We start from the raw sequence: 20,514 nt of genomic DNA, 5'->3' as shown, positions 1-20,514 counted from the left end.
CCCGGGTCAGCGCAGAGGGCCTCGGGCAACGGCTGCGCGCATCGTCGCCGGATCGCCGGCCGGGACGAACTCCAGCCACCAGGTGGCGCCGGCGGCGGCCAGCTCACCGAGGTAGGCCCGTTCGGTGCGCTCGTCGGAACGGCGCCGCCGGCCGCCGACCGCCACGTCGAACGGCTGGCCGTCGGCGCGCGTCGCTGGTAGGGCGTTCGCCAGGTCGTGTACCTCGTCGGGGGTGAAGTCGGACCACCCGTCGGTGTCGGTGAGCTTGTACGGCACGATGCCGTCGGCGCGGGCGGCCCGGCGGCGCACCGCCCCGGCCTGGGTGCTCCCGCCGACCCAGACCGGCACTCGCGGCGACTGCACCGGCGCAGGCCGCAGCGACACCCCGTCGGCGCGGTAGTGGGTGCCCTGGTGGCTGACCCGTTCACCGCTGAGCAGCCCCGTCAGCAGGTCGAGACCCTCGTCGAGCATCGCGGCCCGCACGGACACCTCGGTCTGCTCGCCGAAGGCGGCCAGGCCCCGGTCGCCGGGGTCGCCGACACCGACGGCCACTGTGGCCCGGCCCGCGCTGAGGTGGTCGAGGGTGAGGACCTCCCGCGCCAACTTCGCCGGGCGACGCCGCGGCAGCGCGGTGACCGTGGTGCCCAGTCGCACCCGGTCGGTGCGCCCGGCGATCGCGGCGAGGACCAGCCACGGGTCGTAGGTGAACGGCTCGTCGCCGGAATAGTGGATCAGATAGTCCTCCAGGAACACGCCGTCCCAGTCGGCACGTTCGGCCAGCTCACCCAGCTCGACCAGAGTGGACACCGCGACCGCGGCCCCGCCGCAGGAAATCTCCAGACCGTGTCTCATCCGCCGACCATAGGGCGGGGGCCAGACGCTGGGCCGCCGCGAGTGTCGCGGGACCGGAGTTGTCGGGCCCCGGCGGCATACTGCCGGCGTGACAACTTCTGCCGACCTCGCGATGGTCAACCTCGACAGTTCCGATCCCGCCGGCCACGCCGCGTTCTACCACGAGGCGATGGGCTGGGAGGTCACCCACAGCGAACCGGAATACGCGATGATCAGCTCCGGTGGCGTCTCCATCGGTTTCGGGCTGGTCGAGGGCTACCGACCGCCCTCCTGGCCGGACCAGACCGGCGACAAGCGCTACCACCTGGATCTTTACGTCGACGACCTGGCGGCGGCGGAGGAGAAGTTCGTCGCCGCAGGCGCGTCGAAGCCGGCCTTCCAGCCTGGCGGCGACCGGTGGGTGGTGCTTCTCGACCCGATCGGGCAGCCGTTCTGCATCTGCCCCCGCCCACAGAGCTGACGCGGCGGGCGCTCCCGCAGAGCTGACGCGGCGGGCGCTGCTCAGCCGCGACGACGCGACCGGGCCGCCCACACCGCGTAGGCCGGGTCGCGGTCGAGGTTGTGCCGGTCCCGGTCGTAGCGGCGGGTGGTGCGCGGGTCGGCGTGCCCCATGGCGTCCTGCACATCCTCCAACGGCACGCCCTCCGAGCGGGCCGTGGTGGCGAAGGCGTGCCGCAGCGAGTGTGGGGACAGCTTCGCCCAGGCCGGGATGCCGGCGGCGCGGGCGAGCCGACGGACCATCCGGAACACCGAGTGCCGGTCCAGCCGGGCACCGCTGGCGGTGACGAGCAGCGGGCCGGTGAGCTGCGGCACCGGCACGCCGGTGGTGGCGGCCCGCTGGGCCAGGTAGGCGTCCACGGCGTGCCCGGTGCCGGGGGTGAGGGCGCGGCGACGTTGTTTGCCGCCCTTCCCGACGAAACGCACGCTGCGGTGGCCGCGTTCGGTGCCGAGGTCTGTCAGGTCCAGCGAGATCAGCTCCCCGACCCGTAGACCCAGGTCGGCGAGGAGCGCGAGCGCCGCCCGGTTGCGTACGGCGGTCGCGCCGGTGTCCGCGTCGGCGGCGCTGAGCAGGGCGTCCACCTCCTCGGGGGTGAGCCCGACGGTGGCGGAGTGGTCCCGGTCGACGCGGGGGCGGTCGGCGCCGGAGACCGGGTTGGCCGGCACAGCGCCCAGTTTGACCAGGAAGTCGTACCAACTGGACAGGGCCGAGAGTCGGCGCGCGACGGTCGCCGGGGTCAGTGTGCGGCCGCTGCGGGCGTCGACGCTGCTCTCCAGCGCGCGGGCATACTCGTTGACGTGCAGGAACGTGGCCCGCAGCGGGTCCAGGTCGTGACCGGCGCACCAGCGGAGCCAGCCGGTGACGTCACGTCGATAGGCGTCGCGGGTGTGCTCGGAGAGCCGCCGGTTGCGCAGCCACGCCTCGGTGACCTCGACCGGCCCGCTCGGCAGCGCCGGTGGCGCGGACGGGCGGGCGAGCACCGGAGCGTCGGAGAACACCATGTGAAAAAGGCTCTCAGCCTCGGGTGGGATCGGCGTGCAGGCGCGCCGATCCCACCCGTCACCGTGTCGGATCAGGCGTTGATCTCTCGGCGCGCGTCGCCGTTGGCCTTGATGGTCACCCGGCGGGGCTTGGCACGCTCGGCGACCGGGATGCGCAGCGTCAGCACCCCGTTCTCGTAGCCGGCCTCCAGCTTGTCGGCGTCCAGCGTGTCGCCGAGGAACAGCCGCCGGGTGAAGGTGCCCATCGGGCGTTCGGCGGCGACCAGTTCGACGCCGTCGCCGGTTGGCCGGCGACGCTCGGCGCGGACGGTGAGCACGTTGCGCTCGACGGTGCAGTCGATGCTGTCCGGGTCGACGCCGGGCAGGTCGAACGCCGCGTAGAAGTGGTCGCCGTCGCGGTAGGCGTCCAGGTGCATCGTCGCGGGACGGGCCGCCGTACCGAAGAACTGCTCGGCGAGCCGGTCCATCTCGCGGAACGGGTCGGTACGCATCAACATCGTCATGCCTCCTCGGTTCTCCTGGCCGAAGGTGATGAGTTGAGCCGGGCTGACTCAACTTCCTCTTCTTATTTAGCGCGTCCGCGCGCTGACGTCAACTGCTCCGGACAGCCGCTTTTCAAACCAGTGTTCGGCGTAGGGGCCCCGCGAGTACGCCGGGATCTCGGCGTAGCCGTGCCGGGCGTACAGGGCGCGGGCCTCGACCAGGTCGTGCCGGGTGTCGAGCCGGATCCGGTCCGCCCCGGCCGCGCGGGCCTGCTCCTCGACGGCGGCCAGCAGTACGGCGCCCCCACCGGCGCCGCGGTGCTCGGGGCGGATGAACACCCGGGTCAGCTCGGCCCAGCCGGCTTGCCAGCGCAGCCCGGCGCAGCCGGCCAGTTCGGTGTCGCGGTGGGCGACCAGGAGCAGCCCGCTCGGCGTTGTCAGGTCGTCGCTGGGTAACTCGGCCAGCGCCGCGTCGACCTCGCCGGGCAGGGCCGGGCGACGGTGATAGCGAACCACCATCTCGGTCATGTACTCGCGCAGCAGCAGTACCGCGTCGGGGTGGTCGGGCCGGCTGCTGCTGGTCGTCCAGGTGGGCCGGGCGCTAATGGTCACCTGTTGATCATCACCGCCCGGTCAACGGTTTTATCCGGCCGCGGCGGCGCTGCTGCCCCTGCGACATCCACCCCGCCTGCGTCGCCCACCCCGTGGTCAGCGCGACACGAGGTGGGCGGAGGGAATACCAGTCGCTTACCGGCGAGGGCGGGGCAGCAGGGCGATCAACGCGACCGCCACGGCCACGTGCGTTGCGCCGAGGGCGAGCTTGGCGCCGCCGGTGGCCTCGACGCTGAGCACGGGGACGAAGGACAGCACCGTCACGACGATGGCCAGCGAGATCCAGAGCGGTCGTGCGACCCGGGTGGCGAACCGCTCCAGCAGCGCCAGCGCGGCCCAGCCGAGCAGGGCGGCCGCCAGGGCGATCATGACGATCGCGCCGGCCCCGATGACAGTGGCGGGCTGGCCCGGGCTCTCGACGGTGTAGTCGACTCCGGCCAACGCGCCGATCGCCCAGATGGCCAGGGGAGCCACGACGGCGGCGGCGACGCCGAGGGCGCGGCGGCGCAGTGGTGAGGGGGCGGGGGTCGTGGCGGCGGCAGCACTCATGACGGCTCCTCGTTCAGGGGAAACGAACGAGTACGACCGTAACAGATAGTCTTGTTCGGGACTATCTTTCTTGGAACTAACAGCCGGAGCGGGCCCCCGGCGCGTACGGGGAGGTGTTGGCCAGTGGTCCGCTCACCAGCGCCAGGAGAGCCCGCAGGAACACCTCCCGGTCCGGCTCGGGCAGGGTTGCCAGCAGGTCGTCCTGGATGCGCCGGACCACCTGTTGCGCCTGCCGCAGCACCTGCTCCCCCGCCGGCGTCACCGCGACCATGCGGGCCCGTCGGTCCGTCGGCACCGGACGGCGCTCGGCCAGCCCGGCCCGCTCCAACTGGTCGAGCGTCACGACCATCGTGGTCTTGTCCACACCGCACCGCTCGCCGATCTCCCGCTGGGTCAGCTCACCGGTGTGGGCCTGTGCCAGCACGTAGTGCGCCCGCGGCGAGATGCCCAGCTCGGCCAGGCCGGCGGCGTGCTCGGTCTGCAACGCGTGACTCGCCCAGGAGAGCAGGAACAACAGGTCCGGCGGGCCATCGGAGGGCGTGCACGAGGTCATGCGCCGAGGCTAGCAAGATCCTCCGCAACCAGACGGTTCACGCAACCGGCGTTCAGGGCCGCTGGTAGATGCCGTGCTCGCGGATGAGCAACTGCTCGTCGATCAGATACCGGCGCAGCGTCGCGTGATCCGACCCGCCTGCGGCGCACCACGGCTTGAGCGCGTCGTCGACGGCCCGCTCCGGATAGCGGGTGCCCGGCTCGAACGACTGCTCGGCGATGTGCGCCAGCAGCACCCGCCGTCGACCCCGCTGCGCCGGAAGACCCACCAGGACGCCGGGGGTCCGCAGGAAGGTCCGCAGCACCGGATCGACGCCGGGTTCGGCGTCGTCGGCCGGGCGGCTGTCGCGCGCGGTGGCCCGCAGCGACGACTCGTCGGCCGCGAGCGTGCCGTCCGCGCCGGTGACGAGGCCCGCGTCGGTGAGCCGGCGGACTCCGGTGAGCGCCACCCGCACCGGCAGGCCGGTCCGCTCGGCGACCTCGGTCGCGCTGGTCGCACCCAGCACGATCGCCGCGAAGATCCGTCGCCGTCCGTCGTCGGCCAGGGCCCCGGCCAGCACATGCGCAGTCACGCCGGTCACCCTTGCATCAGCGGTACGCGCGCCGCCAGGCGATTTTCGGCCCCGCTCAGTCGGTCTGCGACGTGCTCTGTGGCTGTTCGGCGACGAGCAGCACCCGGCGCAGCAGGTCGGAGAGGTGTCGCCGCTCGGTCACGGTGAGCGCGCCGAGCAGGCGGTGCTCCTCGGCGCCCTGGACCTCCATCGCCCCGCGCCACGCGGCCTGACCCGCCTCGGTGAGTTCCACGTCGACGCGTCGACGGTCGACTGTCGACGGAATCCGGCGTACGAAGCCCCGCCGCAGCAGGGTGTCCACTCGCGCGGTGATCGAGGCGGGGGCCATCGCGAGGTCCGCGGCGAGATCCGAGGGGGCTGCCCGGCCGCCACGACCGGCCAGGGCGTGCAGGGTGTCGTACTCGTGGGCCGGCAGGTCGAGGTCGACCAGGACCCGCTCCTTGACCGCCCGCAGGTGCCGGGTCAGTCGGATCATCCTGGTCACCGCCCCCTCGACGTCCGCGTCGAGGTCGGGCACCACGGGCAGCCAGCGCTCGATGTGCTGGTCGACGGCGTCTGGAGTCGTGGTCACCGCACCAGCTTACCTCAGCACCGAAATATTCATTGCCGAAATATTCGGCGTCGAACTATGCTCGGGTCATGGCTCACCCACTGCGCAACCCCTCGTTCCGGCTGCTGTTCCTGGGTCGCAGCATCTCCGCCATCGGCGACGCGGTGGTGCCCGCCGCGCTGGCGTTGGCCGTGCTGCGTGCCACCGGCTCCACCGGCGCGCTGGCCGTCGTCCTCGCCGCCGCCGTTGTCCCCCGGCTGCTCCTGCTGCCGTTCGGTGGCGTCGTGGCCGACCGGTTCGACGCCCGCCGGGTCGCCCTGCTGGCCGACCTGGTCCGCTGCGCCACCCAGGTCGCGGTCGGCGTCGAACTGCTCGGCGGCGACCCGTCGCTGAGCACCGTCGTGGTGGCGTCGGCGCTGGGCGGCATCGCCTCGGCCTTCGCCATTCCGACCGCGTCTCCGCTGGTCGCCGGCACCGTCGAACCGGCCGACCGGCAGCGGGCCAACGCTCTGATGGGGATCACCGCCAACACCAGCCGCCTCGCCGGCCCGGCCCTGGCCGGCGCGCTGATCTGGGCCGCCGGACCCGGCTGGGCGTTCATCCTGGACGGCGCGTCGTTCGCGCTCAGCGCCACACTGCTCGCGCTGGTGCGGGTCCGCCACGTGCCGGTGCCCCGCCGATCCGTCCTGGCCGACCTGCGGCACGGCTTCGGCGAGGTACGCGCCCGCGACTGGTTCTGGACCAGCCTGCTCGGGCACGGCGTGTGGAACGGCGCCGCCGCCGTGCTGATGACCCTCGGGCCGGCCGTCGCCATCGACCGCCTGGGTGGCGAGACGACCTGGGTGCTGCTGTTGCAGGCCGGCGCGATCGGGATGCTCACCGGATCGCTGCTGGCCGGGCGGGTCCGGCTACACCGGCCTGTGCTGCTGGCCAACCTCGGGCTGGCCTGCTACGCCGCGCCGCTGTTCCTGCTCGCCGTCGCCGCGCCCGCCCCCGCGGTGATCGTCGCCTACGCGGTGGCGCTGACCGCCCTCGGCTACCTCAACCCGGTGTGGGAGACCGTCGTGCAGCACCACTTCCCGCCCGAGGTCCTGGCCCGGGTCACCTCGTACGACTGGCTGGTGTCGCTGGGCGCCATGCCGCTGGGATACGCGCTGGCGCCGTTGGCCGCCGACGCGTTCGGCGCACCCGTCCCGCTGGCCGTCGCCGGCCTGCTGGTGCTCGCCTCCTGCGCGGGCACCGCCCTCGTTCCCGGCGTACGCCGACTCACCTGGCCGGCGACTCCGCACCCGCAACCGGCCGAGCCCGCCGCGCTCCGCTGATCGGATTGCTCGTCGTTCGTGGCAACCGACGGCCGGCCCGGCGTACGCGAAAGGCTCCCGGTCGGCGCCGGGAGCCTTTGTGCGATGTGGCCGGTCAGCCGGCGTCGCGGGCCATCGCGACGAAGGCACACCACGATCGCGGGCTGAACGTCAGCGTCACGCCGTCGCGGTCCTTCGTGTCACGAACGAGGACCACTCCCGGAAGGTTGTCGGCAACCTCGACACAGTTGCCACCGTTGCCGCCACTTCTCGTGCTCTTCCGCCACTGCGCACCGGTCATGTCCATGATGCTGCCGCTTCTCTGAGAAGTTCCAACGAACGCCCTCGGGGCAGGGCCTCGCCGCGAATACGTTCCCACCGCCGCTCCAGGCTAACAAGATCCGACGTTTGGTCGAGGATCTGCGCCCGTGCCGCGCTGTCGACGTGCGCGACCCGCGACCCGTCCGGCATGTCGGCGATGGTGAACGGTCCGTCGAGGCCGGGGTAGCTGGGCGCGTCCGCCGTTACCCGGCAACCATAAAAGCCGCGCTCACCGACACTCTGATGACTACCTTCACCTACGGGCTGGTGGGTTGAACGGTGTCACCCGTCCCGTGTTTGCGCACCGCACCACACCGGGTTCGGCGACGGCGACACGACACCTCAGCGCAGCCCTCAGCGAGGAGTTCCGAGATGCCCGGCGCAGCGTCCGCCACGGCAGACGCTGCGCCGTTGCGTCCCACCCAACTGCTTCGCCGCAACAGACCATTCCGAACGCTCTTCTCGGCACGGCTCGTCTCGTACGCGGGCGATTCGCTCAGCCTTGTCGCGCTGATCTTCCACGTCGCCGAGACGACGGGTAAGGGGCTGGCAGTCGCGCTCCTGCTCCTTGTCGGAGATTTCGCTCCATCCCTGCTGGGTCCCTTCACCGGTGCCCTCGCTGATCGGCTCAATCTTCGACGGTTGATGGTCGTCTGCGAACTCATCCAAGCTGTGGCCCTGCTGGTCATCGTGCTGACAATGCCCTCGCTGCCGATGCTGCTGGCTCTCGTCGCGGTTCGCGCCACCGCGTCGCAGCTCTTTCAACCGGCGTCTCGGGCGGCGGTGCCCGCACTGGTCGGTGACCGTGACCTGGAGACCGCCAACTCCACCCTCGGGTTCGGCTCCAACGCGGCGGAGGCGGTCGGCCCCCTGCTCGCCGCGGCCCTGTTCCCGCTGGTCGGATTGCGTGGTGTACTGCTCGTCGACGCCGTGTCGTTTCTGGTCTCGGCCGTGCTGCTCGCGACGCTCCCCTCACTACCGCCAACTTCCGGTGCCGGGCGGCAGCCGTCCCTGCTGCGACAGGCCAGAGCGGGCGTCGCCTATCTGTTGAGTGTTCCGACGGTTCGGGTGATCTTCCTTGGCTTCACTGCGGTGGTCGCCTTCAACGGGGTCGACGACGTGGCGCTGGTGCTGCTGGCTCAAAAGACCTTTCACGTCGGCGAATCGGCGGTCGGGCTCCTGCTGGGCGCGGTCGGTGTCGGACTGGTGGCCGGTTACGCCATGTTGTCCAGGTGGGGCACCCGGGCGTCGATGCCGCTGCTGCTGATCGCGGGCTTCGCCGTCAGCAGTGTCGGCAACCTGCTGACCGGGCTCGCCTGGGCCGTCGCCGCCGCGATCGCCCTGCAAGCCGTCCGTGGGTTCGGGTTGGCGGCCATGGACGTCGCCTCCAGCACGCTGCTGCAACGCACGGTGCCACCGGGCATGCGCGGCAGGGTCTTCGGAAATCTGTACGGTGCGATCGGGGTCGCCGCCGCGACGTCCTACCTCGCCGGTGGTGTCCTGCTGGACGCCACCTCGGCCCCGGTGACGCTGATGGTCGCGGGGGTCGGTGGACTGGTGGCTACCGGCGTCGTCGCGCTGCGACTGCCGCGGGCGATGCGACGCGCCGACGAGGATGGTGCGACGCCGACGCCATTCGCGCCGACCACCGAGCAGATCGGGTGATCAGATCGGGCCGTCGGTGCGCAGCCGTGCGTGCAGGTGCATGTCGTGCCAGGCGTCGGCGTGGCGAACCGACCCTCGGAGCACGCCCTCCACCGGAAAGCCGGCCCCCGTGGCCACCCGGCACGACGCCGCGTTGGCGGTCGAGTGATCCAGGGCCAGCCGGTGCAGACCGGCCCGCGTGAAACTCCACCGGGTGAGTGCCCCCAGCGCCTCGGTGGCGATGCCCCGACCACGCGCGGCGGGCAACAACCAGTACGACACCTGCGCCGAGGCCTCGGTCAGCAGCACGCCCCGCAACCCCACCTGACCCAGCGGTCGGTCGTCGGCGTCGACGATCGCCCAGCTGGCGGCCGTCTCGTCGCGCCACCGGCTCGGCCACTGCGCCGTCCACGACCGCGCCTCGTCGTCGCTGTCGAGGCGACGCACGTGCCATCGCTGGATCTGCGGGCAGTCGAAGGCGGCCCGGACGGCCGGGGCGTCGTCGTCGCGCCACGGCCGCAGGGCCAGCCCGTGGCGTACCGGGAGGTGGGGTTGCTCCTGGGCGGCGAGGCTCCCGGCGGGCAGGGCTGGTGCGACGAGCAACGGCATCCGCCCATTATCGAGCCGACGGCCTCACTCCCCGGTCGGGCCGCCCGCGAGTTCGGCGACCACGTCCAGGTAGCGCAGGAAGACCTCGGTGCGGCTGCCGGCCGGGTCGGTGGGCTCGGGGAACGAGGTCATGATCCGGCCGGCAGGTCACGGCCGCGCTGACGCACTCCGGCCGCGCCGTACGGGTAGTCGCCCACCAGCGGGGCGCTCGCCTCGTCCAGCAGCCGCATCTGCTCGGCGTCCAGGACCAGGTCGGCGGCGGTCAGGTTGTCGTCGAGCTGGTCGGTGGTCCGCGCGCCGAGGATCACCGAGGTGACCGCCGGTCGGGCCGCCAGCCAGGCCAGCGACACCGCCGACATGGACACGCCCCGGTTGTCGGCGATCTGGCGGACCGCGTCGAGCACCCGCCAGGTGCGCTCCTCGGCGTTGCGACCCGCGTACGCCTCGACGCCGCGCTGCGGGTTCTCGCCGAGCCGGGTCGCGCCGGTGGGCGTGCTGTCGCGCTGGTACTTGCCGGTCAGCCACCCGCCGCCCAGCGGTGACCACGGCAGGATGCCGATGCCCTCGTTCTCGCAGACCGGCACCAGCTCGAACTCGATGTCCCGGGCCAGCAGGTTGTACTGCGGTTGCAGGGTCACGATCGGGGTGCGGTTGAGGTGTTGGGTGAGCAGTGCGGCCTTCTGCAACTGCCAGCCGGTGAAGTTGCTGACCCCCGCGTAGCGGATCTTGCCGGCGCTGACCGCGTCGTCGAAGAACCGCAGCGTCTCCGGCAGCGGGGTCAGCGGATCCCAGGCGTGCGCCTGGTACAGGTCGACGGCCTCGACGCCGAGGCGGCGCAGGCTGGCGTCCAGGGCGCGGGTGAGATGGACCCGGGACAGGCCGGCGTCGTTTGCCCCCGGCCCCATCGGGAACCGCCCCTTGGTGGCGATCACCAGGCGGTCACGCACGTCGGGCCGGCTACGCAGCCAACGCCCGATGATGTCCTCGGAGACGCCGGTGGAGTAGACGTCAGCGGTGTCGATGAAGGTGCCGCCGGCCTCGACGAACCGATCCAGTTGGGCGAAGCTGCCGGCCTCGTCGGTCTCCGCGCCGAAGGTCATCGTGCCCAGACACAGGGTGGACACCACGGTGCCGGTGCTGCCCAGAGTGCGATAGCGCATATCGTCCTTTCGGTCCGAGTGACAAAGCTGATCTTCGCACCCGCCTCGTCCACCCGCATTCGGGACCGTGCCGAACGCCGCTAGGGGCACCCACGGGGCGACGCCGCCAGTCATCATGAGCGGGTGAGCGAGCCCGCGATCGAGATCGACCGACCTCAGCGGCCGAGCCAGTCGCCGCCGTCGGGGCGGCCGCCGGAGCCCGGCGTTCGTACCCGCGGCCCGTGGCTGGTGGCCGCCGCGACCACAGTGACGCTCCTGCTGCTCGCCGGCCGTTACGGCTACCACCGCGACGAGCTGTACTTCCTGCTCGCCGGTCGGCACCTCGACTGGGGCTACGTCGATCAGGGGCCGCTCGTCCCGGTGCTGGCCCGGCTGCTCGACACGATCGCCCCGGGCAACCTGGTGGTGCTGCGTACCCCGTCGGCGGTGCTGGCCGGCGGCGCGGTGCTGCTGGTGGCCGCCATCGCCCGGGAGTTGGGCGCCGGCCGGGGCGGGCAGCTCTTCGCGGCGGTGCTCGCCGCGCTCTCCGGCATCGTGCTCGCCAGTGGTCATCTGCTCAGCACCACCACCGTCGACCTGCTGGTCTGGTTGGTCGCGGCGTGGTGCGCGGTGCGGTTGCTGCGCACCGGTGACAGCCGCTGGGCGCTGGGCATCGGGCTGGCGATCGGTGTGGGCATGCTCAGCAAGTTGCTGCCGGCGCTGCTGGCCGTGGGCCTGGTCGCCGGGGTGCTCATCGCCGGGCCACGCCGGCTGCTGCGCGACCGGTGGGTTCTCGCCGGGGCCGGGATCGCCGTGCTGCTGGCCGCGCCGAACCTGATCTGGCAGGCGACCAACGGCTTCCCGCAGCTCGGCGTTGCCGGGTCCATCTCCGACGGTGACAGCTCCTACAGTGGCCGGCTCGACGCGTTCACGCTCCAGTTCGTCATCATCAGCCCGTACGCCGTGCCGATCTGGATCGCCGGTCTCGTCGCGCTGCTCCGCCGACCGGCGTGGCGGGCCTACCGGGCGGTGGGCTGGGCGTGGTTGGTGGTGGTCGGCATCGTGTTGATCGCCGGCGGCAAGGGCTACTACGACGCGCCGCTGCTGCTGGTCCTCACCGCCGCCGGTGCGCTGGTCGCCGTGGCGTGGGCCTCGCGCGGGTCACTCTGGTGGCGCCGGGGGTTGCTCGCGCTGGGTGTGGTGCCGTTCCTGCTGCCCAACGTCGTGCTGCTGCTGCCGGTGCTGCCGGCCGACCGGTTGCCCGCCTTCGTGGTCGACGTCAACTACGACGCTGGCGAGACGATCGGTTGGCCCGAGTTCGCCGACTCCCTCGCGGCCGTCCATCGTGGGTTGTCGCCGCCGGAGCGTTCGCGGGCGGTCGTCCTCACCGGCAACTACGGCGAGGCCGGCGCGGTGGCCCGCTACGGGCCGGCCCGTGGTCTACCTCGGGCGTACTCCGGGCACAACAGCATGGTCGACTTCGGTCGGCCGCCCGCCGACGCGGACGTGGTCATCGCCGTCGGCTGGGAGCGCCCCGACCAGCTCAACACGTGGTTCGAGCAGTGCACCCTGGCCGGGCAGGTGGACCAGCGGGTCGAGGTGGACAACGACGAGAACGGCGGCCCGGTCCACGTGTGCCGGGGGCTGCGGCGTCCGTGGGCGCAGATCTGGGACACCGAGGTACGCCACACCGGCTGACCGTGTTCGCCCGGCTCCGCGGGGTCGGGTCAGGCTCCGCCGGTCAGCCAGGCCTGGATGCCGACCAGCGCCTCGGGGCCGGAGGTGGCGTCGACGTCGCGGGCGAGATCGGCGATGGTGACCGCGGCGAGCGCCTGGTGCCACGCGTCCTCGGCCGCCCACATGGCGCGGGACACCGGGCACGGGGTGGTGCAGGCGTCGGCCGGGGTCGCGAAGGGGCCGCGCTGGCGAATCTCCGTGCAGACGAAGGTCGGGCCGGGCCCGTCGACGGCCCGGACCACGTCGAGCAGGGTGATGCTCTCCGGGGCGCGGGTCAGCACGTAGCCGCCCGACTTGCCCTGCACGGAGTGGATCAGGCCGGCGCGGGCGAGCGCTTGGAGCTGCTTCGCGAGGTAGCTGCTGGAGACGTCGTGCAGTTCCGCCAGCTTGGCCGCCGGAACGGGCGTGTGGCTGGTGGTGAGCACCACGCAGCAGTGCAGCGCCCACTCGACCCCGCCGGACATCTTCATGACGTCACCCTAGTCACCCCGTTACCCAGACCCTTTGTGTCCGAGTATAGTTCTCGGACAAGGAAGGTCCGAGTATCTGCTGAGCTTCAGCAGTCGGACCACACGTCACGGGAAGGTGCATGGCATGAAGATCGCCGTACTGGGCGGGACCGGCCTCATCGGGTCGCAGGTCGTCAAGATCCTGCAGGCTGCGGGCCACGAGGCGGTGCCGCTCTCGCCGTCGACCGGGGTGGACCTGCTCACCGGGCGGGGCCTGTCCGACGGGCTCGCCGGCGCCGAGGTCGTCGTCAACCTGACGAACTCACCGACCTTCGACGAGGCCTCGCCCGCCTTCTTCCAGACGACCATGAACAACCTGCTGGCCGCCGCCGCTCGCGCCGGTGTCGGCCACGCGGTGATCCTCTCCATCGTCGGCGTCGACCAGGTGCCCGACCTGGACTACTACCGCGCCAAGACCCTCCAGGAGGAGATCCTCACGGCCGGTCCGATCCCGTACTCGATCGTCCGCGCCACCCAGTTCTTCGAGTTCGTCGAGGCGATCATGTCCTGGACTGCCGACGACACCACCGTCCGCCTGCCCAGCACGCCGGTGCAGCCGATGGCCGCCGCCGACGTGGCGCAGGCCGTCGCCGAGGTCAGCATGGGCGCGCCGCTCAAGGGCATCCGCAACGTCGCCGGCCCGGATGTCTTCGCCCTCGACGAGCTGGGGCGCGTCACGCTCGCCGCCCGCGGTGACCAGCGCACCGTCACCACCGACGACACCGCCGGCATGTTCGCCGCCATGTCCGGCGATGTCCTCATCGCAGGCGACGACGCCGTCATCGCGCCCACCGCCTACCGGGAGTGGCTCGACCGCCAGGTCTGAGGTGTGGACCCGACCCGCACGTCGCCGTGGTGAACGATCACGTCGGCGGCGTGCGGGTCTCGGCCTGCCACTCGCGTGCCAGGATCGCGAAGACAAGCTGGTCGGCCCACTCCCCCGGAACAGGTAACTCTCGACATGGCGTGCCTCCTGGCGCATCCGAGTCGCTCCATCAGCCGGGCCGAGGCGGTGTTGCGACAGTGGCAGCGGCCGTAGACCCAGTGCAACCCGAACTCGGTGAAACCCCAGTCCAGCAGCGCGGTGGCGGCCTCCGTCGCCAACCCGCGACCGCCGTGGTCGGGGTGGAAGATCTCGGTCAACTGCCCGAGGACATCACCGTGCACCTGGACGCCGGCTACGACTCCGCCGCGACCCGCGAACTCCTCGCCGAACGCGGTCTGACCGGTGAGATCGCACGCAAAGGCGTCAAGGTCCCCGTCCAAGCCACCAAGCGGTGGCACGTCGAGCGCACGAACTCCTGGCACAACGCGTTGAACCGGCTCCAACGCTGCTACGAACGCAAGGAAGACGTCATCCACCCGCTCCACCCGCCGACCATGAACCCGCCTACTTGCGCGACTTCTAAAGAACCTTCCACGCATCTCGGGGATTGACAACCTCGCCGCCGATCCTCCTTGACGCTGGCGAGTATAGGGGCGGCTTCAGAGCCGGATCCGCCCCTATACCGGCGTCCCCAAGTCGAACGCGTTGACCCAGCGACTAGGGGCCCGTATGATCCATGCATGGACATGCGTCGCATTGTCCACAAGGCAATGCCGCCAGACGGGGGAACGATGAAGAGAACGCTTAGTCGCACCGCCAGGGCCTCCGCGCTCGGAGTCGCGATGGTGCTCACCGGGATTGCGATACCGGGCGTCGCTTATGCGGACACAACCAAGTGCTCGTATGACGGCTATGACCGGACATGCGCCACCAATTACACTAGTGGCGCCACCAAGTCAAGACTCGAAATCTGTGACAATACGAATGACGGCAAAGTCGTTCAAGTGGCATACCTCATCGAAGGAAGCGGCAGTTCAACCACCAGCACTGACAGCTATGGCGGATCCTGCACGGTGATCAATAACTCCACATGGCGGGTCAAGTGGTTCAAGATGAGGAAGGCCTACGATAGCTGGCAGCCTCAGGTCAACATGTATTAAAAGTTCTGCATCCCATTGACTCAAAGGACTCAGCCCGGTGTGGTTATCGGGCTGAGTCCTTTGAGTCGAGCCCCGTCATTGATTGATGGCTGAAGGGCGCAGGCAATGCCAATGAAATTGGAGTACCCGTCCGGCGAGAAGGACCGCGATGCCGTCTCTTTCTTCCACGCCGGCCAGTTCTAGCTAGCGTGTCGTCACGCGGCCTTCAACCGGCAATCGGGTAACGGGCAGGATCGCGTCCGCGCGAGTCGTGCAGTAGACGGCCACCGCAGGTACCCGTTCTGAATTATTTGACGGGGACGGCATCGGTGGCACGTCGAATTCTGCGACCTGTCTGGCGGCGAAGGGCTGCTCGCCCAGGTCGAAGGCTGTGACGTCTACGGGCGTTTGTAGAATTCGACGATGCCGTCGGTGGTGCCGCTGCGGGTCGCGGCGGCCATGGACAGCGACGCGGTGGTCAGGTCCGCGTCGTGGTGGGCGCTCATGGCGTAGCCGAGCAGCCGGCGGTAGTACAGGTCGCTCACGGTGGACAGGTAGAGCTTGCCCTCATCGGTGGTGATCTCAGTCAGGTCGCCGCACCACAGCAGGTTCGGTGCGACGGCGGTGAACTGCCGCCGGACCCGGTCCGGCGCGGCCCGCCGTTTGCCCTGCTTTGTGAGGCTGCGCCGCCGGCGCGGGGTGCGGCCGGCCAGGCCGAGGGCCGCCATCCGCGCGACGACGGTGTTCTCCCCGACCCGCCAGCCGGCCGCCTGCCGTATTCGACAGGCTTCTGCAAGTGCTGCGGTTCGGCTGCTCCTACGAGGCCATCGCCGACTCGACCTGCTCGGCCACCACGATCCGCAACCGCCGCGACGAGTGGATGAAACTCGGCGTGTTCGCCCAGTTCGCCGACGCGATCATCACCGTCCGAAGCCTCATCCGCCAAGCCTGGACCCTCTACCGCTGGGACACCCGCTCCACCCTCAGGCCATGAACCCGCCTACTTGCGCGACTTCGTAGGGCGGAGGCGCGCGCCGACGCCTCCGTACGCCCGGGTCGACGGGCACTGCGCGTCGACGTGCACATTCGACGGATCGCACCAGCGGTGCTGTTGCAGGACTTCCACCGCGCGCATCCCCGCATCGAGCTCGACGTCGTCACCCTCGACGCCGACGTCCACGCCGCGATGGCCGCCGTCGAGGCGGGGACGGTCGACGCCACCTTCCACGCCGTCACCGTCGCCGCGCGTCACCTGCCCGCCGCACGCCCGCGCAACTCGCCGAGCACCGCATCTGGATGCCCGGCATGGCCCCGGCACCGAATGGTCCGACTACTACGACGAACTCGCTGCCGCGTTCGGTCTCACCATCGACCTGGTCGGGCCGGTCTTCGGCAACGAGGCGCTGCTGGCCGAGATCGCCGACTCCGCGGAGCTGGCGACCCTCGCTGGCGTTCGCACCCGGTACCTGTGGCCGGACAGCTACGACCTGCGGCGCGTACCGGTGCGGGGCCCGGCGGCCGTCTACCCCATGTTCCTCATCTGGCGCGACGACAACCCGCATCCCGCGCTGCTGGCACTGCGCGACTACCTCGCCTCCCGGCGGGCGCAGGCCCCCGACGTCGAGGTCTGGCTACCGCCCTGGGGTCAGTGACCGGCGCGCGACGGCGTTCGTTGACACCTGCCGCCCTCCCCTGTCAGACTCAGCTGACAGAGGGCGTCAGAGAAATCTGACACCTTCATTGAGAAGGGAAACCAGGATGAGCGGCACCTCGCCGACCGGTGACGAACTCGTGTCGTTGCTGGCCGCACTGGCCAGCCCGCACCGGCTGCGGATCCTGGCCGCCGTGGCCCGGCAGCGGACCTACGTCAGCGAGTTGGCCCGGCAGCTGCAGATGAACCGGCCGCTGCTCTACATGCACCTGCAGAAATTGGAAGCGGCCGGCCTGGTGACCGGCGAGCTGGTGACCGCACCGGACGGCAGCTCGGTGAAGTACGTCCAGGCGGTGCCGTTCACGGTGTCCCTCGATCTGGACGCGATCGCACTGGCCGCACAGAACCTGACCGGCTCCGGGCCGGCCGCAGAACAGGAGAAGTGAGCAATGACCCATCAGGTCGCGTTGGACATCGCACAGACCTCCACCATCGCCGCGGCGGTGATCGTGACGGCGATGATCGTGGTCGCCGGTCTTATCGGGACGGGCATCTACCGCGCCCGGTACGCGGCGGCTCGGGAGGAGGGCTACCGGGTGCTGGCCGAGCGCAGCGCCACCGGCGCCCAGGCCACGGCGGACGAGATCAAGGGCGTGCGGGACGAGCTCGGCGAGGTTCGGCAGCGCCTGGCCGCGCTCGAGAAGCTGCTGAGCCAAATCGGCTGACGGCCCACCGACGGGGAGGACGCGCCACATGAGCACCTGGAATGACGCGCTGACGCGGGCCCGACAGCTCGTCGCCGTGGCCGGCTGCCTGATGGTGACAGCCGCGGGGCTGGTCGCCCCGGTCGTGGCCAGCCCCGCGGCTGCCGACGACCTCGCCGCTGGCGAACGCTACCTACGCGCGTACCTGAAGCAGATCAAGGCACCCGGGCTGGCGTACGCGGTCATTCGCGGCGACGAGGTCGTCCAGCGAGGCGCATGGGGCGTCGACGGCGACGGCCGACCGATCACCACGCAGACGCCGTTCCTGCTCGGGTCCACCAGCAAGTCGTTCACCGCGCTGGCGGTGGCGCAACTGGTCGAGGCCGGCCGGATCGACCTCGACACCACCGCCTCCACGTACCTCCCGTGGCTGCGCCTGGGCGACGCGGACACCGCCCGGACGGTCACCGTCCGCCAACTGCTGACCCACACCAGCGGCCTGCCGCAGGTGTGGAGCACCGACCTGACCGACCGCTACGACAACCGCCCCGGCGCGCTGGCCCGCTCCGTACGGGACCTGGCCAGCGTGCGGCCCACCACCGCCGTCGGACAGACGTATCAGTACAGCGACGCCAACTACATGATCCTCGGCGCGCTCGTCGAGAACGTCACCGGCGACACCTTCGGCGGCTACCTGCGCCGTCACGTGCTGGACCCGCTCCAGATGACGCACTCCGCGGCAACCGCCGACGAGGCCCGCGCCGTCGGCATCCCGCCCGGTCACCGGTACTACCTCGGCCGGCCGCAGCGCTTCGCCGCGCCGTTCGACACCGCCGGAGTGCCCTACGGGTTCCTCGCCGCCAGTCTCGACGACCTGTCCCACTACGCCATCGCGCAGCTCGCCGGAGGCCGCTACGGCGACACCCGGATCCTCGGACCGCAGGGCACGCGACAGCTGCACACCGGCACCGTGGCCACCGGTCACGGCACCTACGGGTTCGGGTGGAAGAACAGCACCCTGGACGGCGTCGGCGCCCGCATCGTCTGGCACGCCGGCGCGACCCCGGACTTCTTCACCCATATCGTGCTGGCACCCGACTCGAACCTCGCCGTGATCATCATGACCAACCTCTACGGCCTGCACATGGACGCGCCACTGAGCGCCGGGGCGTTCAACCTCACCCGCATTCTTCATGGCGGCACGCCCGCGACCGCCACCGAAGATCCGATGCAGGTCTGGGCTCTGGTCGGCCTGCTCGGGGTCGCCGCGGTGCTGCTCGCCCTGCTGGCCTGGTCCTGGGCCCGCGTCCTGCACGGGCGCCGGAGCGACCGCGTTCCGCCGGTGCGTTCCCGTGGCCGGACGATCGCCGCCACCATCGCCTGGATCGGTGCCTGCGCGTTGGTGGCCGTCGGTGTCGCCCGGCAGGTGCCGGCCTTCTGGGAGGGCGCCGGGCTGGCCAAACTCCAGTTGTGGGCACCGGACGTCGGTCACGGCATCCGCGTCGTGGTCGTCCTGGCCGCCGCCCTCGCGCTGACCCGGCTGGGCCTGGGCGCGCACGCCATGGTCACCGCCCGCCCACCGACCTCGCCCCGGCGCGAGCACGCGACCGGGCCGTTGACCAGCCCGCCGCCCCTCATGGTGCCGACACCATCCCTGCCAATCACCGCTGGTAGTTGCGGCCGCGCGGCACTACGTTTAACGTGTTGGTTAAGTGACTGGAGGCTCTGGTGTCTGGCAGCGATCAACTCAGCGTGGTGTTCTCGGCGCTCGCCGACCCGACTCGACGGGCGATCCTCGCCGAGCTGGCCGACCGCGACGCCACGGTCACCGAGCTCACCGCTCCGCTCCCGATCTCGATGCCGGCGGTGTCGCGGCACCTGAAGGCGCTTGAACGCGCCGGGCTCATCTCCCGCACCCGGTCGGGAAAGTTGCGGATGAGCCGCATCGAGGCCGCCCCGCTGCGCGAAGCGGCCGAGTGGATCGAGCGCTACCGGCGGTTCTGGGACACCTCCCTCACCCGCCTCGACGCCCACCTCGCGGCCGTACAGGCCGCCGACCGCCCAACGGACCGAACGGCCCACGGCCCGGCGATTCCCGACGACGAATCACCGGGCAAGCCTCACGACAAGGAGAATTGATGGACAGCGACAAGCCGCAAATCGTCATTTCACGCGTGGTGGACGCGCCACGGGAGCTGGTCTATCGAGCTTTCACCGACCCCGACCACCTGGCGGCATGGTGGGGACCGATCGGCAACTCACTGCCCCGCGAGGAGATGGACTTCGACGTCCGGCCCGGCGGCCACCAGCGGTGGACCGAGGTCTTCCCGGCTCAACCCGGCCTTCGAGTCGCCGTCCGCATCGACCTGACCGACGTTGTGGACGGCGAACTGCTCGACGGAGTCGCGCACGTCACCGGGCAGCTGCCGGAGGGCATTGAGCCGCACGAGACGAGGATGCGGGTCGAGTTCCACGACGAGGCTGATGGACGGACGCGACTCGAGATCCGTCAGTGGCTCCCGGGGCGGGTGGTTGGCCCCGCCGACCAGGGTTGGAACGAGGCCTTCTCCAAACTGGACGCCACACTGCGAAATGCCCACCCCGTCGCAGTCGACGTCGAGGTGTAGCGCCATGGCCAAGCTGATCTACGTGACGAACGTGTCCCTCGACGGTTACATCGAGGACGAACACGGCAGATTCGACTGGACCCCACCCGAGGACGACTACCTCGCGTTCATCACTGATCTCGTTCGGCCGATGGGCACCTACCTCTACGGCCGGCGCCTGTACGAGTCGATGGCCGTCTGGGAAACCGACCCTGCCCTGGCCGCACATTCGAAGCTCGCTGCCGACTTCGCCGACGTCTGGCAGGCAGCGGACAAGGTCGTCTACTCCACCACGCTGGACGCGACCTCGACCGCCAGGACCCGGTTGGAAAGGAGCTTCGACCCCGCCTCGGTACGTGCCATGAAAGCCTCGGCCACCAGTGACCTCACCATCGGAGGCGCACACCTCGCGGCGCAGGCATTCCAGGCCGGGCTGATCGACGAGTGCCACCTGCTGATCCATCCCATCCTCACCGGCGGAGGCAAGCCCGGGCTGCCCAGTGGCACCCGCCTTGACCTGGAGCTACTGAGCAACCGCCGATTCGGCAACAGTGTGGCGTACCTGCACTACCGCATCCGCACCTGAGACGGTCGTCGGCGTCACCGACCCGGACATGTGTCGGTGACGCCGACGGGCGCCGCCCAGCTCGTTCTGTGCG

At 70.8% G+C, this 20,514-nt stretch carries 28 protein-coding genes and 3 pseudogenes; 15 read left to right on the top strand and 16 right to left on the bottom strand.

All coding sequences use genetic code 11. From position 1 onward, the window contains the following. Window positions 1-6 precede the first annotated feature (6 nt). On the bottom strand, window positions 7-852 hold the full coding sequence (locus DLJ58_RS18165; protein ID WP_124857957.1) for an LLM class flavin-dependent oxidoreductase: 846 nt from the start codon (window positions 850-852) through the stop codon (window positions 7-9). 88 nt (window positions 853-940) lie between these two features. Here DLJ58_RS18165 and DLJ58_RS18160 point away from each other — a divergent pair, with 88 nt between their 5' ends. Further along, on the top strand, window positions 941-1,312 hold the full coding sequence (locus DLJ58_RS18160; protein ID WP_124857955.1) for a VOC family protein: 372 nt from the start codon (window positions 941-943) through the stop codon (window positions 1,310-1,312). Between the two features lie 41 nt (window positions 1,313-1,353). Here the strand turns inward: DLJ58_RS18160 and DLJ58_RS18155 are convergent, their stop codons facing one another. From DLJ58_RS18155 to DLJ58_RS18125, 7 genes are all read right to left on the bottom strand, one after another. Further along, the gene (locus DLJ58_RS18155) at window positions 1,354-2,352 is read right to left on the bottom strand and encodes a tyrosine-type recombinase/integrase (RefSeq protein ID WP_124857953.1); all 999 of its coding nucleotides are present in this window, start codon (window positions 2,350-2,352) and stop codon (window positions 1,354-1,356) included. A gap of 71 nt (window positions 2,353-2,423) precedes the next feature. Continuing rightward, window positions 2,424-2,849 (bottom strand): Hsp20/alpha crystallin family protein, encoded by a 426-nt coding sequence (locus DLJ58_RS18150; RefSeq protein ID WP_124857951.1) that lies wholly within the window; start codon window positions 2,847-2,849, stop codon window positions 2,424-2,426. Window positions 2,850-2,921: 72 nt separating this feature from the next. Next, on the bottom strand, window positions 2,922-3,446 hold the full coding sequence (locus DLJ58_RS18145; protein WP_244219001.1) for a GNAT family N-acetyltransferase: 525 nt from the start codon (window positions 3,444-3,446) through the stop codon (window positions 2,922-2,924). A gap of 135 nt (window positions 3,447-3,581) precedes the next feature. Continuing rightward, window positions 3,582-3,995, bottom strand: coding sequence for a DUF6069 family protein (locus DLJ58_RS18140; RefSeq protein WP_124857949.1), 414 nt, complete (start codon window positions 3,993-3,995; stop codon window positions 3,582-3,584). A 76-nt stretch (window positions 3,996-4,071) separates the two neighbouring features. Further along, window positions 4,072-4,548, bottom strand: coding sequence for a MarR family winged helix-turn-helix transcriptional regulator (locus tag DLJ58_RS18135; protein WP_124857947.1), 477 nt, complete (start codon window positions 4,546-4,548; stop codon window positions 4,072-4,074). A gap of 52 nt (window positions 4,549-4,600) precedes the next feature. Then, entirely contained in the window at window positions 4,601-5,119 is a 519-nt protein-coding gene (locus DLJ58_RS18130; protein WP_124857945.1) for a DUF2087 domain-containing protein, read from the bottom strand. Between the two features lie 55 nt (window positions 5,120-5,174). Continuing rightward, on the bottom strand, window positions 5,175-5,690 hold the full coding sequence (locus tag DLJ58_RS18125) for a MarR family winged helix-turn-helix transcriptional regulator (protein WP_208741185.1): 516 nt from the start codon (window positions 5,688-5,690) through the stop codon (window positions 5,175-5,177). 68 nt (window positions 5,691-5,758) lie between these two features. Here DLJ58_RS18125 and DLJ58_RS18120 point away from each other — a divergent pair, with 68 nt between their 5' ends. Next, window positions 5,759-6,991: an MFS transporter gene (locus DLJ58_RS18120; protein WP_124857943.1), complete on the top strand. Its 1,233-nt coding sequence runs from the start codon at window positions 5,759-5,761 to the stop codon at window positions 6,989-6,991. A gap of 94 nt (window positions 6,992-7,085) precedes the next feature. Here DLJ58_RS18120 and DLJ58_RS18115 read toward each other — a convergent pair whose 3' ends face one another. Both DLJ58_RS18115 and DLJ58_RS18110 read right to left on the bottom strand, forming a co-directional pair. Next, the gene (locus DLJ58_RS18115) at window positions 7,086-7,277 is read right to left on the bottom strand and encodes a DUF397 domain-containing protein (protein WP_124857941.1); all 192 of its coding nucleotides are present in this window, start codon (window positions 7,275-7,277) and stop codon (window positions 7,086-7,088) included. Then, window positions 7,268-7,498 (bottom strand): annotated as a pseudogene (locus tag DLJ58_RS18110) (Scr1 family TA system antitoxin-like transcriptional regulator); the annotation flags it as partial. The gene DLJ58_RS18115 and the pseudogene DLJ58_RS18110, both read right to left, overlap by 10 nt. 165 nt (window positions 7,499-7,663) lie before the next feature. On the opposite strand from DLJ58_RS18110, the gene DLJ58_RS18105 reads away from it, so the two are divergent. Continuing rightward, window positions 7,664-8,956 carry an MFS transporter gene (locus DLJ58_RS18105; RefSeq protein WP_124857939.1) on the top strand — a complete coding sequence of 431 codons (1,293 nt, stop codon included), beginning with the start codon at window positions 7,664-7,666 and terminating at the stop codon, window positions 8,954-8,956. On the opposite strand, the gene DLJ58_RS18100 is transcribed toward DLJ58_RS18105, so the two are convergent. Both DLJ58_RS18100 and DLJ58_RS18090 read right to left on the bottom strand, forming a co-directional pair. Then, window positions 8,957-9,544 carry a GNAT family N-acetyltransferase gene (locus tag DLJ58_RS18100; RefSeq protein ID WP_124857937.1) on the bottom strand — a complete coding sequence of 196 codons (588 nt, stop codon included), beginning with the start codon at window positions 9,542-9,544 and terminating at the stop codon, window positions 8,957-8,959. Window positions 9,545-9,672: 128 nt separating this feature from the next. Further along, entirely contained in the window at window positions 9,673-10,704 is a 1,032-nt protein-coding gene (locus DLJ58_RS18090; RefSeq protein WP_124857935.1) for an aldo/keto reductase, read from the bottom strand. Between the two features lie 123 nt (window positions 10,705-10,827). On the opposite strand from DLJ58_RS18090, the gene DLJ58_RS18085 reads away from it, so the two are divergent. After that, on the top strand, window positions 10,828-12,381 hold the full coding sequence (locus tag DLJ58_RS18085) for an ArnT family glycosyltransferase (RefSeq protein ID WP_124857933.1): 1,554 nt from the start codon (window positions 10,828-10,830) through the stop codon (window positions 12,379-12,381). A gap of 29 nt (window positions 12,382-12,410) precedes the next feature. Here DLJ58_RS18085 and DLJ58_RS18080 read toward each other — a convergent pair whose 3' ends face one another. Then, the gene (locus tag DLJ58_RS18080) at window positions 12,411-12,890 is read right to left on the bottom strand and encodes an RrF2 family transcriptional regulator (protein ID WP_208741183.1); all 480 of its coding nucleotides are present in this window, start codon (window positions 12,888-12,890) and stop codon (window positions 12,411-12,413) included. A 124-nt stretch (window positions 12,891-13,014) separates the two neighbouring features. Here DLJ58_RS18080 and DLJ58_RS18075 point away from each other — a divergent pair, with 124 nt between their 5' ends. After that, on the top strand, window positions 13,015-13,755 hold the full coding sequence (locus tag DLJ58_RS18075; RefSeq protein WP_124857931.1) for an SDR family oxidoreductase: 741 nt from the start codon (window positions 13,015-13,017) through the stop codon (window positions 13,753-13,755). On the opposite strand, the gene DLJ58_RS34635 is transcribed toward DLJ58_RS18075, so the two are convergent. Next, complete coding sequence (locus DLJ58_RS34635) at window positions 13,725-14,096, bottom strand: GNAT family N-acetyltransferase (RefSeq protein WP_244219000.1); 372 nt, start codon at window positions 14,094-14,096, stop codon at window positions 13,725-13,727. The genes DLJ58_RS18075 and DLJ58_RS34635 overlap by 31 nt on opposite strands. Here DLJ58_RS34635 and DLJ58_RS35155 point away from each other — a divergent pair. Continuing rightward, window positions 14,070-14,366 (top strand): annotated as a pseudogene (locus DLJ58_RS35155) (hypothetical protein); the annotation flags it as partial. The gene DLJ58_RS34635 and the pseudogene DLJ58_RS35155 overlap by 27 nt on opposite strands. A 129-nt stretch (window positions 14,367-14,495) precedes the next feature. Beyond that, a complete protein-coding gene (locus tag DLJ58_RS18065) occupies window positions 14,496-14,915 on the top strand; it encodes a hypothetical protein (RefSeq protein ID WP_124857929.1) in 420 nt (139 codons plus the stop codon). Window positions 14,916-15,292: 377 nt separating this feature from the next. Here DLJ58_RS18065 and DLJ58_RS18060 read toward each other — a convergent pair whose 3' ends face one another. After that, window positions 15,293-15,622, bottom strand: coding sequence for a DDE-type integrase/transposase/recombinase (locus tag DLJ58_RS18060; RefSeq protein ID WP_124857927.1), 330 nt, complete (start codon window positions 15,620-15,622; stop codon window positions 15,293-15,295). Window positions 15,623-15,669: 47 nt separating this feature from the next. On the opposite strand from DLJ58_RS18060, the pseudogene DLJ58_RS18055 reads away from it, so the two are divergent. Beyond that, window positions 15,670-15,798: pseudogene (locus DLJ58_RS18055) on the top strand (IS5/IS1182 family transposase); the annotation flags it as partial. Between the two features lie 96 nt (window positions 15,799-15,894). Here the strand turns inward: DLJ58_RS18055 and DLJ58_RS34275 are convergent. After that, window positions 15,895-16,146: a hypothetical protein gene (locus tag DLJ58_RS34275; protein ID WP_208741181.1), complete on the bottom strand. Its 252-nt coding sequence runs from the start codon at window positions 16,144-16,146 to the stop codon at window positions 15,895-15,897. A gap of 277 nt (window positions 16,147-16,423) precedes the next feature. Here DLJ58_RS34275 and DLJ58_RS34905 point away from each other — a divergent pair, with 277 nt between their 5' ends. From DLJ58_RS34905 to DLJ58_RS18020, 7 genes are all read left to right on the top strand, one after another. Then, complete coding sequence (locus DLJ58_RS34905) at window positions 16,424-16,546, top strand: hypothetical protein (protein ID WP_279635886.1); 123 nt, start codon at window positions 16,424-16,426, stop codon at window positions 16,544-16,546. 106 nt (window positions 16,547-16,652) lie between these two features. Continuing rightward, on the top strand, window positions 16,653-16,991 hold the full coding sequence (locus DLJ58_RS18045) for an ArsR/SmtB family transcription factor (protein WP_124857925.1): 339 nt from the start codon (window positions 16,653-16,655) through the stop codon (window positions 16,989-16,991). Between the two features lie 3 nt (window positions 16,992-16,994). After that, window positions 16,995-17,270, top strand: coding sequence for a hypothetical protein (locus DLJ58_RS18040; protein ID WP_124857923.1), 276 nt, complete (start codon window positions 16,995-16,997; stop codon window positions 17,268-17,270). 28 nt (window positions 17,271-17,298) lie between these two features. Continuing rightward, window positions 17,299-19,131: a serine hydrolase domain-containing protein gene (locus DLJ58_RS34625; RefSeq protein ID WP_124857921.1), complete on the top strand. Its 1,833-nt coding sequence runs from the start codon at window positions 17,299-17,301 to the stop codon at window positions 19,129-19,131. Next, window positions 19,041-19,388 (top strand): ArsR/SmtB family transcription factor, encoded by a 348-nt coding sequence (locus DLJ58_RS18030; RefSeq protein ID WP_244219003.1) that lies wholly within the window; start codon window positions 19,041-19,043, stop codon window positions 19,386-19,388. Before DLJ58_RS34625 ends, DLJ58_RS18030 begins: the two co-directional genes overlap by 91 nt. Continuing rightward, window positions 19,388-19,876, top strand: a complete 489-nt coding sequence (locus DLJ58_RS18025; protein ID WP_124857917.1) for an SRPBCC domain-containing protein — start codon at window positions 19,388-19,390, stop codon at window positions 19,874-19,876. The genes DLJ58_RS18030 and DLJ58_RS18025 overlap by 1 nt, the downstream gene beginning before the upstream one ends. A 4-nt stretch (window positions 19,877-19,880) precedes the next feature. Further along, window positions 19,881-20,441, top strand: a complete 561-nt coding sequence (locus tag DLJ58_RS18020; protein ID WP_124857915.1) for a dihydrofolate reductase family protein — start codon at window positions 19,881-19,883, stop codon at window positions 20,439-20,441. The last annotated feature ends 73 nt before the right edge of the window (window positions 20,442-20,514 follow it).

Source organism: Micromonospora arida, assembly GCF_003857035.1.
Classification (GTDB): domain Bacteria; phylum Actinomycetota; class Actinomycetes; order Mycobacteriales; family Micromonosporaceae; genus Micromonospora; species Micromonospora arida.
This window is presented reverse-complemented; position numbering and strand designations above follow the sequence as displayed.